Origin of the sequence: Microbacterium sp. K36 (assembly GCF_004794355.1) — a bacterium.
Classification (GTDB): Bacteria; Actinomycetota; Actinomycetes; order Actinomycetales; family Microbacteriaceae; genus Microbacterium; species Microbacterium paraoxydans_D.
The window spans coordinates 76,535-89,494 of the sequence record NZ_SSDN01000101.1; the positions used below are offsets into that span (position 1 = coordinate 76,535).

Below are 12,960 nucleotides of genomic sequence, written 5' to 3' on the forward strand. Positions count from 1 at the left end.
CGCCTCGAGAAGGCCCGGTCCGCGCATCGCGGACCGGGCCTTCTCGCGTCACAGGCCGCGCATCGTGATGAGGCCGGTCGTCCACCCGCGCAGCGCCGCGGAGCCGAGCACGCCGACCAGCCCCTCCCGGACGGCGACGACCGGCGCGATCGCCGGAGCCCCCATCGCCATGAAGAACGCGGAACGGCGATGCGCCCTCTGCGTTGTCCGCCGGACATCTCGGGCGAAGCCGTCCAGGACGGGGACGGCGCCCCGGTCGGTCCGGCGCAACGCGTCCCGCAGCCGGAGCGCATCCGCCCAACCGAGGTTCATGCCCTGACCGCCGATCGGGCTCACCTCGTGCGCGGCGTCCCCGAGCAGGACGATCCGTCCGCGATGCAGCCGCCGTGCCGCGTGCTGAGCGGCGCGGAACGACGACACGGGCGCGGCGGGGTCCACGTCGAGGGCGTGCCCCGTCCGCTGCGCGACGAGGCCTGCCAGCTCAGCGGCCGATGTCACCGTCCTGCCACGGTCTTCGCGCACCACCCAGCGGTGCCGCCCGCCCGGCAAGGGGAAGGACTCGACGAGGCCGTCCGGCTCGAAGTACAGCACGGCGCGATCGTCGGCCTGCGGGGCATCAACGTCGAGCATCGCGTAATCCGCGCTCCCCGACCGTGGGTCCCAGCCGGCACCGAACGCCGTCCGGAAAGGACTCCGCACGCCGTCGGCGACGACCACGATCGACGCCGTCTCCTCGCCGCGTCCCCTCTCGCCGTCGATCCCGACCCGCACGAACGGACCCTCGTCACGGAGAGACCGGACGGTGCGACCGGACTGGAGCGCTTCGGGTCGCAGCGTCCGGAGACGGCCTCGCAGCAGCTCCTCGGTGCGTGGCTGCGCGAGCGTGAGGATCGGACGTTCGGAGGTGAAGGTCAGGGCGGCGAGCCGTCGGCCGCGACTGCGGACCTCCCCGCCGGACAGCAGGAGCGCCTCGGAGCGCACCTCGGAGCCCACCCCGGCCGCATCGAGGGCATCGAGCCCCGGACGGTGGATCCCGATCGCGCGCGTCTGCGTGCCCGGTTCCGTGCGACGCTCGCACACGCGCACCCGGCGGCCGTCCTGCGCCACGAGGCAGGCCAGGAGCAGCCCGACCGGGCCGCCCCCGACCACGAGGACGTCATGGTCGACCATCTGCGCCCTCCCAGCGCAGCTCGAGCCGTGCGGGTAGGTGCGACCGCACCTCCCAGTCCGACGGGGCCGCGGCCGCGAGCTCCTGCGGGGTGTACGAGCGGCGGATGCTCAGGAGACCGTCGACCCGGATGAAGGACCCGGCGAGGAGGTTCCGCGCGAACGGCCAGGTCCCTGCCGCGAACGCCCCATAGGCCAGACGGCTGCGGGCGATGTCGTGGTGGGTGACGAGTCCGCGATCGCCCACCAGGGCACGGGAGTCGTCGAGCACCGCGTGCAGCGCTGCGGCGTCGAGGTGATGGAGGACGTGGTTGGAGAGCACGACGTCATAGGTGTCGCCCGCCGCCACGAGGTCGCCGGAGAACGCGTGGCGATAGCGGATCCCCGCGCCGTCGTCGTGTGCTGAGGCCCAGCGGATCGCGCGCTCGTCGGCGTCCAGGGCGGTGATGTCGGCACGGAGGCCGTCGCGCCGCAGTCTCCGGAAGAGGTCGCGACACAGGTCTCCCCCGCCGGCGCCGATGTCGAGGATGCGCAGCGGACGCCCGGCCGCCGCCCGCGGACGGATGTCGCGTCGGTACAGCCGCCCGGGGCGCGAGACGACCGCGTTGACGGCGCTGAAGCGTCGGTACGTGCGACCGAGTGCCTCGTCGTCGGCGGCGGGGTCGTCCATGAGCTCGACGAGGTCGGCGGCGCGCGCCGACAGATCCACGCTCACGGTGCGGGAGCGACCACGGTCAGCAACGCGCTCTCGGCGGTGAGGCCCGGCCCGAAGGCCATCGCTGCCACGCGGTCGCCGGGCTCCGCACCCTCCTGTTCGAGGATGCGTTTCAGCACGAACAGCACCGTCGCGCTCGACATGTTCCCGAACTCCCGGAGAGTCTCGCGCGCAGGCCGCAGCTGGGCGTCGCTCAGCGCCATCCGCTCCTGCACGCGGTCGAGGATGCTCCGTCCGCCGGGGTGGATCGCCCAGTGGCGCACCCTCTCGCCCACCCGTCCCGCCGCGAAGGCCTCCGCCAGCCCCTCCTCCCGCCCGTAGAGCGGCGCGAGCGCCCCGATGATCGACTCGCCGATGATCTGCGGGACGGCGGTCGACAGGATCATCTCGAAACCGGAGTCGCCGATCGTCCAGGCCATGTCGTCCACGCCCTCCGGCACGATCGCGGTGTGGAAGCCGTCGAGCCGGAGCGCGGGGACGGCCGTGGGCAGGTCCCGTGCCGTCACGATCCCCGCGGCCGCCCCGTCGGCGAACAGGGAGGAGGCCACGATGGTGTCCGGATCCTCGGAGGAGCGCAGGTGCAGCGTGCACAGTTCGACGCTGACGACGAGGACGACCGCGTTCTCATCGGCCGCGCAGAACTGTGCGGCGGCGCGCAGAGCCGGCATCGAGGCGTAGCATCCCATGAAGCCCAGATGGTAGCGCTGCACGGAGTCGGACAGGCCGAGCCCGCGCACGATCTCGTACTCGGGTCCCGGGGCGTGGAAGCCCGTACAGGAGACCGTGATGACGTGCGTCACGTCCGCCGGGTCCAGGTCGGGATCCGCCTCGAGGGCGCGGCGCGCTGCCTCGACGAAGAGACGGGACGCCTCACGCGTGTAGACGTCATTGCGCGCCTTCGTGCCCGGCGCCAGCAGCCTTCCCGAACCGCGGTCGTAGAACAGCGGCTCGTCCGGAGCGGCGTCGTCGGCGAGCTCCGCGATCACGGTGTGCCGCGTGTCGATGCCGGAGACGTTGAACGACGTCGCCACGATGCGCTGCGCCAGCCGTCCCAGGCCGGGCTGCGCGGCGAAGACGTCGCGCACCTGCTCCTGCACGAGGACGGTCTCGGGGACGATCGTCTGCAGCGATCGGAGCACGGGCGGTCGACTCATGTCGTCACTCAATCACCCCGGAAGCCCACCCGGAAAGGGGTTGCATCCGGAGGGCCGCCGACCTAGAGCCCGAGGGCGCGGGCGAGCTTCGAATCGGAGCCGGCCTCTCGTCCGCCGGCGGCGCGCACGGCGGTCTCGATCACCGCGAAGAACGCCGCCCGACCGGCGTCGTCGGACGGAGCCGCCGGGCCGAGTTCGACCTCCCACTCCCGCCACGCCCGACGTGTTCCGCTGCGCAGGTCGGTCGCGCGCACATGGTCGTCGACGAACTCCGCCACGACGCCGCCCGGTCCGGTGAGCAGGTAGGCCGTCCGGTCGTTCTCGATGCGTGCGAGCGGCTCCAGCGGCGCGGTCGTCCAGGTGGTGATCGCCTCACGCACCGCCGTCGGGATCTCCTCGCCACCGAGGGGCCAGCCCTGCTCGACCCGGCCGTCGCCCTGCCGCGGACCCTTGATGTGCCATCCCTCGTCCGGTCCCCCGGAGCGACGGCGCACCGCGACGCCGGCGCGGGCCAGCGTTCCGTCCGCGGTGTCCAGGTAGCGGGCGTCGAGAGCGCGGTGCTCGCCGGGCGAGACGGCATCGACGCCGGGGATCGCCGTCCAGTCGGGCAGGGGCGTCCCCTCGTCGACGTCGTACTTGCGCTCGACCTCGACGGTGCGAGAGGGCTCAGTCATCCTCGAGCGTGAGGTCCTCGAGGGCTTCCTCGAACCAGTAGTCGATCTCGGTGGGGCCGTCGCCCTCGCCCGTGTTCTGCGCCTCGCCGCGGCGGTTGTAGACCACCTGCGTCTCGCTGTAGGGGACGATCAGCTTGTCGTCCGCGTCGTCGTCGAGGGGGATGATCTGCCCGTCCAGCGGGCCGCCGTGAAGTCGTGCGAGTGCCATGTGCCCAGGGTAGCGCCGCCCTCCCTCATTCGGGGCGACCTGCCCGGTCAGCCGCCGAGGACGCCGAGGACCGCCCCCGCGATCATCCACGGGCCGAAGGCGATGCGGGTCCTCCGGTCGGCCCGTCCCGCGGCGAGGAGCACGAGCGCGTAGACCGCTCCGAGCACGAAGGCGGACGAGGCCCCGAGGAGGAACGCGCCCCAGCCGTGCCAGGCGAGGACGAGCCCGATCACGAGGGCGAGCTTCACATCGCCTCCACCCATGCCCGCCCGGCTGAGCAGCCGCAGGGCCGCGTAGAAGCCGCCGAGCACGAGGGCCCCGAGCAGGCCCCGGCCCAGCGCGGCCGCGTCGGCGGTGACGACGGCGTCGGCGGCCGCCGCCAGGAGCAGCAGGAACAGGGTCGGCAGCACGATGCGGTTCGGGAGTCGGTGCGTGCGGGCATCGATCACGGTCAGCAGGATGCCGATCGCGAGGAGGCCGCCGTGCACGAGACCGACGAGGGCGAGACGGATGTCCATCCCGGCAGGTTAGGGAGATCCGGGAGGGCGCGGAGAGCCCTGTGGACAACCCGCGAGGCGATGTCGGATGTACGAACTAGCGTCAGTCGCGCCACTTGCTTTATTCGTACATATCTTCGAGGATGGACACATGGGGATCGGGCTCGATGCGATGACCGCGCTCTCTCCGACCAGCGACACCCGCGCCGGAGAGGTCCTGCGCCTGCGCCGCGAGATCAGCCGGATGCAGCGGCGGCGCAGCGAGCATACGCTCCTCCCCCTCGATCCCGCCTTCGCCGCACTGCTGCCGGAGGAGGGGCTGCAGACGGGCACCTCGTACACCGTCTCCCCTTCGCCCGCCCTCGTGCTCGCGCTGCTCAGCGCCTCCTCCGACCGCGGGCACTGGTGCGCGGTGATCGGCATGCCCACCCTGGGTGTCGAGGCCGCTGCCGCCTACGGCATCGATCTGAGCCGCCTGATCCTCGTCCCCGACCCGGGGGACCGCTGGCTCGCCGTCGCATCCGCGCTGGCCGAGGTGGTGCCCCTGATCGTCGTACAGCCCACGACGAGGGCACGGGACGCCGATGTGTCCCGACTCAGCGCCCGTCTGCGCGACCGCGGGTCCACGCTGCTCGTGGCGGAGGAACCGGGCGCGGGGCGCTGGGCGCAGAGCGAGGGGACCATCCGGCTCCACGACCCGGACTGGCAGGGGCTCGGCGAGGGGTGGGGACTGCTCTCGGACTGCACGGTGACGGTCACGGCGCGGACCAGGCACAGCCCCCGCGCCTCGAGCGTGCGCGTGCGACTGCCCGGCGGACACGGAGCCGTGGAGACCGTGGCCGCAGAGCTGACCGCCCTGCCGCCGCTCGCCCCCTCTGCGACGGACAGCGCTGAGGCCAGGTCGTCCGACCTCCTCTTCTGGGCGGAGGCAGGATGAACGCCCCTCTCCGTGTCCTCGTCCTCTGGTTCCCCGACTGGCCGCTGCGAGCAGTGCTGGGCGGAGGGCTGCATCCGCCCACGGCCCTGGTGCAGGCCAACACGGTCGTCGCCTGCACCGCATCGGCTCGCGCGCACGGCGTCCGCATCGGGCAGCGTCGCCGCGTCGCCCAGGGACTCCTCTCCTCGCTGCAGGTCCTCCCCCACGACGCCGAGAAGGACGAGCGCGCCTTCGTCCCGGTGCTGCAGCTCATCGAGAAGCACGCCCCGGGCGTCACGCTGCTGCGCCCCGGCCTCGCGATCCTGCGCGCCCGCGGGATCGCCCGCTATCACGGCGGAGAGGCCGAGGCGGCGACAGCCCTGTCCGCGATCCTGGCCGCTGCCGGCTTCCCCGAAGTGCGTGTCGGCGTCGCCGACGGACCCTTCACCGCCGAGATCGCGGCCCGAGGAACGGCGTCCTGCACGGTCGTGCCCCCGGGCGGCTCCCGCGAGTTCCTGGCCCCCTATCCCGTGCAGGTGCTCCGTGACGAGCAGATCAGCGATCTCCTCCTCCGCCTCGGCGTGCGCACTCTCGGCGAGTTCACCGCACTCGCCCCTCTCGACGTCCGCGACCGCTTCGGCGAACACGGCGCCCGCCTGCAGGCCCTCGCCGCCGGAGCCGACTCCCGACCACTGGCTCCCCGCCCGCCCGACCCCGAACTGGCCAGGACCATCGAGTTCGAGTCCCCTCTCGGAGGTACCGACCAGATGGCCTTCGCCGTGCGGCAGACCGCCGATGCCGTGATGCTCGCACTGGCGGACGCGTCGCTCGTGTGCACCGAGGTGCGGATCGACCTGACCGACGACGACGGCGCCGTCCACTCCCGCACCTGGCTGCACCCGACGAGCTTCGACGCCGCCGACCTCGTGGACCGCGTGCGCTGGCAGTTGGAGGCGCTGGCCGCCCTGACCGCGAGCGAGCCCGTCGACGAGGCGAGGGCATTCGGGGGCATCGTGGCCGCCCGCCTCCTCCCCGTCGCGGTGGACGATGCGGCCCATCACCAACCGGGGCTCTTCGGCTCGGGCACCGATGAGCGACTGCATCACGCGGTCTCACGGGTGCAGACCATGCTGGGGCATCAGGGCGTGGTCACCGCCGCCCTCTCCGGAGGGCGCTGGCTCGCCGATCGTCAGGTGCTCACGCCGTGGGGCGAGCGCCCGGTCCCGCCTCGTGATCCGCGGTCCCCCTGGCCGGGAAGTCTTCCCGACCCTCTTCCCTCCGAGGTGTTCCGCCCACCGCGCCCCATCGGCGTCGTCGCCGCGGACGGGAGCACGATCGACGTCGACGATCGTGGCACCCTCACGCATGACCCCGCCCGCATCGACGGGGCGACCGTGCAGGCCTGGGCCGGCCCGTGGCCCGTGCACGAACGGCGCTGGAGCACGGGCGGCGGCAAGCGAGGCCACCGACTCCAGATCATCGACGACCGCGACCGCGCCTGGCTCGTCTTCCTGGCCGGCGAGCGCTGGTGGGCTGAGGGGAGGTACCGCTGATGGGCTGGCACAATCCGCCGTTGACCTGGGATCAGCTCGAACGCACCCTCAGCGGAGAGCCCACCCCCGCAGCGACCTCCGCGCCGCCGGGGCTCCGACCGGACCCCGGGCCGGTGAGTCGTCCACGGAAGCGCGTCCCCCCGTCCCTCCCGGAGCGTCCGGAGGAAGCGGTGCCCTATGCCGAGCTGCACGCGCACTCGTCCTACTCCTTCCTCGACGGGGCCTCCTCCCCCGAAGACCTCCTCGCGGAGGCCGAGCGTCTCGGTCTGAGCGCGCTCGCCCTCACCGATCACGACGGGTTCTACGGCGCCGCACGCTTCGCCGAGCTCGCCGAGCTCATGGAGCTGCGGCTGCAGACCGTCTACGGCGCCGAGCTCTCCCTCGATCTGCCCTCCGCTCCGCAGGGGGCCGCCGACCCGCCGGGCACGCATCTGCTCGTGCTCGCCCGGGGCCTCGAGGGATACCACCGTCTGTCGGGGGCGATCACCGCGGCCCAGCTCCGCGGCGGGGAGAAGGGTCGCCCGGTCTACGACCTCGACGAACTGGCGGCGACCGCCGACGGGCACTGGACGATCCTCACCGGCTGCCGCAAGGGGGCGGTACGACAGGGGCTGGAGGCCGGAGACGCCGCCGCGCCGCTGCGCCATCTCGTCGACCTCTTCGGACGCGACAACATCGCCGTCGAGCTCTTCGACCACGGCGATCCGCTGGACACCCGGCGCAACGACGCCCTCGCCGATCTCGCCCGCCGGATGCGGCTCCCCGTCGTGGCGACCAACAACGTGCACTATGCCCGCCCGGACCAGGCCCCTCTCGCCGAGGCGGTGGCCGCGGTCCGCGCGGTCCGGAGCATGGACGAGCTCGACGGCTGGCTGCCGGCCCACGGCGGCGCTCACCTGCGCAGCGGGGCGGAGATGACGGCGCGCTTCCGGCGGTACCCCGGTGCGATCTCGCACGGCCTGGAGCTGGCCGCGGCCTCGGCCTTCCCGCTCCGGATGGCCCGGCCCGCCCTCCCCCGTCAGGACGTCCCGCCGGGGCACACCCCGATGAGCTGGCTGCGTCACCTGGTCTGGGAGGCGGTCCCGTCGAAGTACCCGCGGCTGGACGAGGACGGCCGTCGGCGCATCGCCCGCGAGCTCGACGTGATCGAGGAGAAGGACTTCCCCGGATACTTCCTCATCGTGCACGGCATCGTGGCGGAAGCCCGGCGACGCGGCATCCTCTGCCAGGGCCGGGGTTCCGCGGCGGCGAGCGCGGTCTGCTACCTGCTGGGCATCACCGCGGTCGACCCGATCCTCTACCGTCTCCCCTTCGAGCGCTTCCTCGCCACCACCCGCACGGAGGAGCCGGACATCGACGTGGACTTCGACTCACGGCGACGGGAGGAGATCATCCAGTGGGTCTATCGGGAGTACGGCAGGGAGCGGGCGGCCCAGGTGGCGAACGTCATCCAATACCGGCCGAAGAACGCGGTCCGCGACATGGCCAGAGCCCTGGGGCACTCTCCGGGACAGCAGGACTCCTGGTCGCGGCAGGTGGACGGCTGGGGATCGGGGCTCGAACCTGTGGAGGGCCACGACATCCCCGATACTGTGCTCGACTACGCGGCTGAGCTGCTGAAGGCTCCACGGCATCTGGGGATCCACTCGGGCGGCATGGTGCTCACAGCCCGGCCGGTCGGTGAGGTGGTGCCGGTCGAGCACGCCCGCATGGAGGACCGCACCGTCATCCAGTGGGACAAGGACGACGCCGCCTTCATGGGACTGGTGAAGTTCGATCTGCTCGGTCTGGGCATGCTCGCGGCGCTGCAGCACTGCTTCGACCTGGTCCGGGAGGCGACGGGCGAGGAGTGGACGCTGGAGACCCTGCCGAAGGAGGAGGCCGGCGTCTACGACATGCTGTGCCGGGCCGACTCGATCGGCGTCTTCCAGGTGGAGTCCCGCGCGCAGATCGGGCTGCTCCCCCGGCTGCAGCCGCGACGCTTCTACGACCTCGCCATCCAGATCGCCCTCATCCGCCCCGGACCCATCCAGGGCGGCGCCGTGCACCCGTTCGTCCGTCGGAAGATGGCGAAGGACAAGGTGGACGAGGCGAACCGGGAACGGGAGGCAAGGGGCGAGCCCCCGGAGGAGTTCCCCATCCCCTACCCGCACAGCGACCTCGAGGACATCCTCGCGCGGACACTCGGCATCCCCATCTTCCAGGAGCAGCTCATCCAGATGGCCACGGCCGTCGGCGACTGCACGGCCGACGAGGCCGATCTGCTGCGCCGGGCGATGGGATCGAAACGGGGTCTGGAGAAGATCGAGAAGGTCAGGGACAAGCTGTACGCCGGGATGGCCCGCCGCGGGCTGGTCGACGAGGCCGCCGACCGGATCTACGCGCAGATCCAGGCGTTCTCGAACTTCGGCTTCGCCGAGTCCCATTCCCTGTCCTTCGCGCTGCTCGTCTACGCGAGCTCGTGGTTGAAGCTGCACTATCCGGCCGCGTTCCTCGCGGGCCTGCTGCGGTCGCAGCCGATGGGCTTCTACTCCCCTGCGACCCTCACGGCGGATGCCCGTCGGCACGGTGTCGAGGTCCGTCGCCCGGATCTCCATCTCTCCTCCGCCACCGAGACCCTCGAACCCCTCACGCCGGACGCCGCAGGGACGACCGGGAGAGACGACTGCCTGGCCGCCCCGCAGCCGCCCGTGCACCGCTTCGACCGGAACGCACCGGACGAGTCCGCGGCGCACCGGCGGGACGGACGGTTCGCGGTGCGCCTGGGACTCAGCGGCATCCGCGGGATCGGGGTGCCGATGGCGGAGCGCATCGTCGCCGAGCGGGAGGCGCACGGTCCCTACCGCGATCTGCACGACCTCGTGCGCCGGACCGACGCGACGGCCGCTCAGTTGGAGGCCCTCGCCACCGCCGGAGCCTTCGCGTGCCTCGGATTGGAGCGCCGGGAGGCCATCTGGCTCGCCGGAGCCGCCGCGGAAGACCGCGCCCGGTTCCTCCCGGGGACCACGGTGGCGGTGCAGCCGCCGCTGTTCGCCGACCAGACCAGCTACGAGCGACTCTCGGCCGACCTCTGGGCGACCGGTATCTCGACCGACGACCACCCGATGACGCACTTCCGCGACGACCTCCGGGCTCGCGGCGTCCTGACGGCCGCGGACCTGCAGCGGCACGAGACCGGACGACGCGTCGAGGTGGCCGGTCTCGTCACCCATCGACAACGACCCGCCACGGCCGCCGGCGTCACCTTCGTCAACCTCGAGGACGAGAGCGGGTTGGTGAACGTGATCTGCTCGACGGGGGTCTGGGGTCGGTTCGGTCGAATCGCCCGGGAGTCCCCGGCGCTCATCATCCGCGGCATCCTCGAGCGCTCACCGGAGGGGGTCGTCAATGTGCTCGCCGACGCCTTCGAAGACCTCCGCACGGGGGTCATGCACCGCTCGCGGGACTTCCGATGAGTCCAGTGCCCGAGGTGCCCGGTGCCCGAGGCGCCCGGCTTCCGGCGATCACCAGAAGCGTTCGGGCTCCTCCTGCGCGGGACGGTCCGATCCACCCCAGCGATCTGCCTCGGCCTTGGCCGCGTTGACCGCCGCGTCCGCGCCGCGCAGAGCGATGCCCGCGCCGCTGGCCGACGGCCCGATGGGGTCGATGAGCAGCGACGTCCGCGGAGCGACGCCCACGGCCACCGTGCAGTCGAGGACCCGGCCGATCCAGTGCGTCACCTCGGCTCGCGGCTCCTCGGCGCGGCGGTAGCGGATGCCGGTGTCCAGATCGAGCAGCGAGAGGACGACGGGCTCCTCCGTCTGCGGGTCCACGAGTTCGGAGACCTCGACCCGGTGCCCGACCGGGAGTGCGACCTGACCAGCGAAGACGAGCATCCTGTCCATGCCCCCACCCTACGGAACGGCCCGTATCGGCGACAGAGCCGGGAGCCGCGCAGAATTTTCGAAGAAATCTTTGTCCCCCAAATGGCGGACAAGGGGATTAAGGGATATTCTGCTCTTCGTAGCGGGGGCTACCGGCTGAATCTCTGGGGGATCAGCCGTAGAGACAGCGAGACTTCGCCGCCTCCCCAACCGTCCGGGTAGGACGGTGAGCCCTCTCGGCAGCACCGGGTTGGGGCGGTCCCGTCGAGAGGGCATACCCCGCGGCTAGCCGCCGTCTCGCCGAGCGTCAACCCCGGCGAGGGCGCGCACCGCTCAGGCTACGGTCGTTCGCCATGACGCCTCTCCCCTGTCTCGAACGCCACCCCGGCGCACCTGCCGCCGGAGGCCGTCAGTCGTCGGTGGGCTCGTCGAGGCCGTCCTCATCCAGCGGCACCTCGATGCGCTGTTCCGCGGCGTCCGCGGGGTCCGCCTCGATGGGATGCGGCTCCGGCGCCGAGGGGGTCGGCACTTCCGGGTCCTCGGGAACCTCCTCCGCAAGGCGCTCCTGCTCCTGCAGGTCGGCCTCGGGCTTCACATCGTCGATCGGATGGTCATTGAGAGACATGGCTCCTCCTCGTTCGGTGTGGGTGCCTCCAGCCTGCCGAGGCCGCACGACAGCGGCAAGGGGCTTGACCCGACGGAGGCGGCCGTGACGAGGAAGAGCGGGCAGGGCCGGGCACGCATCGGCGTCTCCGGGTGGCGGTACGCCCGGTGGCGCGGGGACTTCTACCCGCGCGGCCTGCCGCAGCGCCGAGAGCTCGAGCACATCGGATCGCAGTTCCCCACCGTCGAGCTCAACGGCTCGTTCTACTCGCTGCAGCGGCCCGAGAGCTACCGCCGGTGGGCGGCGAGCGTTCCCGACGACTTCGTGTTCGCCGTCAAGGGCTCACGCTACGTCAGCCACATGCTGCGGCTGCGCAACGTCGAACAGGCGCTGGCCAACTTCTTCGCCTCGGGCGTCCTCGCCCTCGGTCCACGCCTCGGCCCGATCCTCTGGCAGCTCCCCGCGCGGCAGCATTTCGACGCCGAGCTCGTGGAGGCGTTCCTCGACACCCTCCCGCAGACGACAGCGGAGGCACTCTCCCTCGCCCGACGGCACGACGAGCGGCTGCAGGACCGGGCGTGGCTGGAGATCGATGCCGACCGCCCGCTCCGGTACGCCCTCGAACCGCGTTCCGATTCCTTCGCCGACCCCTCGAGCCTTCGCCTCCTGCAGGAGCACGGAACCTCTCTCGTCATCGCCGACACCGCCGGGACCTGGCCGCGGTTCGACGCCCTCACCGCGGACTTCGTCTACATCCGTCTCCACGGCGCGCAGATGCTCTACCACAGCGCCTATACCGAGGAGGAACTGCGGGAGTGGGCGAGGCTCATCCGCGGCTGGGCCGACGGGACCGGCGCCGACGACGGGAAGCCGCGCGACGTCTTCGTGTACTTCGACAACGACGCCCGCGGGCACGCACCCCACGACGCCCTGGCGTTGAGCGCCCTCGTGGCGGACACGCCCTCCTGACGCGGCGAGCGCGGCGGCTACCGGTCGCCGACGTGACCCGGAGCGGTGAGCGACAGCACCCGCTCGACGAACGCCGCGTACTCCTCCATGTAGTGCGCGAGGAACTTCTCAGTGTCGGCGTCGTGCACCTGCCCGTCGGCGCCGAACACCTCGGGCCGGAACGTGATGTATGCCTCCGGGGCGTTCAGCTGCGGCGCATTGAGGAAGCTCAGCACGCTCCGCATCGACGACTGCATCACCGCGGTGCCGATCGCTCCGGTCGAGGCGCCGATGATGCCGGTGGGCTTGCGTGCGAACGAGTTGTGCCCCCAGGGTCGCGAGCCCCAGTCGATGGCGTTCTTCAACGCCCCGGGGATCGAGCGGTTGTACTCCGGCGAGACGAGCAGCAGACCGTCCGCCCCCTCGATCGCACTCTTGAACGCGGTGACCGCAGCGACCGGTTCGAGCTCGTCGTCGCGGTTGTAGAGCGGGAGATCCCGGATGGGGATCTCCACGAGCTCCAGGTCAGGCGGCGCAAGGCGCACGAGCGCCGTGGCGAGGACGCGGTTGATCGAGTCCGATGCGAGGCTGCCGATGAGGTAGCCGATCCGATGGGTCATGGTGAGGTCCCCTCGTCTCCGTGCATCTCCAGGATATCGCC

General features: G+C 71.9%; 13 protein-coding genes. 4 read left to right on the top strand and 9 right to left on the bottom strand.

Going from position 1 to position 12,960, the window contains the following annotated elements; translation table 11 throughout:
- Positions 1-48: 48 nt before the first annotated feature.
- The 6 genes from DW296_RS16070 to DW296_RS16095 form a co-directional block, all read right to left on the bottom strand.
- Positions 49-1,170 carry an FAD-dependent oxidoreductase gene (locus DW296_RS16070; protein WP_136053031.1) on the bottom strand — a complete coding sequence of 374 codons (1,122 nt, stop codon included), beginning with the start codon at positions 1,168-1,170 and terminating at the stop codon, positions 49-51.
- The gene (locus DW296_RS16075; protein WP_136053032.1) at positions 1,157-1,882 is read right to left on the bottom strand and encodes a methyltransferase domain-containing protein; all 726 of its coding nucleotides are present in this window, start codon (positions 1,880-1,882) and stop codon (positions 1,157-1,159) included. The genes DW296_RS16070 and DW296_RS16075 overlap by 14 nt, the downstream gene beginning before the upstream one ends.
- Positions 1,879-3,036 (bottom strand): type III polyketide synthase, encoded by a 1,158-nt coding sequence (locus DW296_RS16080; RefSeq protein WP_240743110.1) that lies wholly within the window; start codon positions 3,034-3,036, stop codon positions 1,879-1,881. The genes DW296_RS16075 and DW296_RS16080 overlap by 4 nt, the downstream gene beginning before the upstream one ends.
- A gap of 62 nt (positions 3,037-3,098) precedes the next feature.
- The gene (locus DW296_RS16085; RefSeq protein WP_136053033.1) at positions 3,099-3,710 is read right to left on the bottom strand and encodes a CYTH domain-containing protein; all 612 of its coding nucleotides are present in this window, start codon (positions 3,708-3,710) and stop codon (positions 3,099-3,101) included.
- Positions 3,703-3,918 carry a response regulator gene (locus tag DW296_RS16090; RefSeq protein WP_136053034.1) on the bottom strand — a complete coding sequence of 72 codons (216 nt, stop codon included), beginning with the start codon at positions 3,916-3,918 and terminating at the stop codon, positions 3,703-3,705. Before DW296_RS16090 ends, DW296_RS16085 begins: the two co-directional genes overlap by 8 nt.
- A gap of 47 nt (positions 3,919-3,965) precedes the next feature.
- Positions 3,966-4,436 (bottom strand): prepilin peptidase, encoded by a 471-nt coding sequence (locus DW296_RS16095; RefSeq protein ID WP_136053035.1) that lies wholly within the window; start codon positions 4,434-4,436, stop codon positions 3,966-3,968.
- A gap of 130 nt (positions 4,437-4,566) precedes the next feature.
- Here DW296_RS16095 and DW296_RS16100 point away from each other — a divergent pair, with 130 nt between their 5' ends.
- Genes DW296_RS16100 through DW296_RS16110 form a run of 3 tightly spaced genes read left to right on the top strand, consistent with a single transcriptional unit; the run spans position 4,567 to position 10,339 of the window.
- Positions 4,567-5,352, top strand: coding sequence for a hypothetical protein (locus tag DW296_RS16100; protein WP_136053036.1), 786 nt, complete (start codon positions 4,567-4,569; stop codon positions 5,350-5,352).
- Entirely contained in the window at positions 5,349-6,884 is a 1,536-nt protein-coding gene (locus tag DW296_RS16105) for a DNA polymerase Y family protein (RefSeq protein WP_136053037.1), read from the top strand. Before DW296_RS16100 ends, DW296_RS16105 begins: the two co-directional genes overlap by 4 nt.
- The gene (locus DW296_RS16110) at positions 6,884-10,339 is read left to right on the top strand and encodes an error-prone DNA polymerase (protein ID WP_136053038.1); all 3,456 of its coding nucleotides are present in this window, start codon (positions 6,884-6,886) and stop codon (positions 10,337-10,339) included. Before DW296_RS16105 ends, DW296_RS16110 begins: the two co-directional genes overlap by 1 nt.
- 48 nt (positions 10,340-10,387) lie before the next feature.
- Here DW296_RS16110 and DW296_RS16115 read toward each other — a convergent pair whose 3' ends face one another.
- Positions 10,388-10,768 carry a hypothetical protein gene (locus DW296_RS16115; protein ID WP_136053039.1) on the bottom strand — a complete coding sequence of 127 codons (381 nt, stop codon included), beginning with the start codon at positions 10,766-10,768 and terminating at the stop codon, positions 10,388-10,390.
- Positions 10,769-11,156: 388 nt separating this feature from the next.
- Positions 11,157-11,372, bottom strand: coding sequence for a hypothetical protein (locus tag DW296_RS16120; RefSeq protein WP_136053040.1), 216 nt, complete (start codon positions 11,370-11,372; stop codon positions 11,157-11,159).
- Positions 11,373-11,456: 84 nt separating this feature from the next.
- On the opposite strand from DW296_RS16120, the gene DW296_RS16125 reads away from it, so the two are divergent.
- The gene (locus tag DW296_RS16125; RefSeq protein WP_240743111.1) at positions 11,457-12,320 is read left to right on the top strand and encodes a DUF72 domain-containing protein; all 864 of its coding nucleotides are present in this window, start codon (positions 11,457-11,459) and stop codon (positions 12,318-12,320) included.
- Between the two features lie 17 nt (positions 12,321-12,337).
- Here DW296_RS16125 and DW296_RS16130 read toward each other — a convergent pair whose 3' ends face one another.
- On the bottom strand, positions 12,338-12,919 hold the full coding sequence (locus tag DW296_RS16130; protein WP_029989877.1) for an NADPH-dependent FMN reductase: 582 nt from the start codon (positions 12,917-12,919) through the stop codon (positions 12,338-12,340).
- Positions 12,920-12,960: the final 41 nt, after the last annotated feature.